General features: G+C 47.4%; 1 protein-coding gene. It reads right to left on the bottom strand.

Annotated elements, in window-relative coordinates; all coding sequences use genetic code 11:
* The coding region (locus tag RM555_RS30845; protein ID WP_311415004.1) for a hypothetical protein at positions 1–454 on the bottom strand (454 nt) is incomplete at both ends.

Here is a 454-nt window from a genome sequence, read left to right as displayed (position 1 = left end):
CACCACGGATATCAATGATGCGATTTTGCACGATGACGGGTTTGCCGACCTCTAAGCTGACTTGGATATTGTCTTTGCCTAGATGTTTAAAAGCAATTTTAGTGTCATAAAAACCCACCGCCTCTGCCGCATCTTTGGCAATTTGGCGTAATTTGTTCACACTGGCATTAAAATCCGACACCGATTCGACGGTCACTTTTTCCAATGCTGCCTTGATATTGCGCGCAGGCTCAAGTTTGGCATCTGCATTGGCAAAGCTGATATCAATATAGTTTAGCCCTTCGCCGCGACCAATGATTTTGTTCTTCAAACGCGCCACGATGCCTTGCGACTCTGCGGTCACGGTTGAGTTGGCTTGTGGGGTGGTCAATGCCGTTGTTTGCTGTTGATAGGCGGGCAAGTAATCATTGGGATTGATGGTGTCGGTGGATTTGATATTGCTGGCATCATTGGC

The organism is Micromonospora reichwaldensis, assembly GCF_031845925.1.
Taxonomy (GTDB): Bacteria; Actinomycetota; Actinomycetes; order Mycobacteriales; family Micromonosporaceae; genus Micromonospora; species Micromonospora reichwaldensis.
Note: the sequence above shows the minus strand (reverse complement) of the source record. Positions and strands in the feature narration are given on the sequence as shown.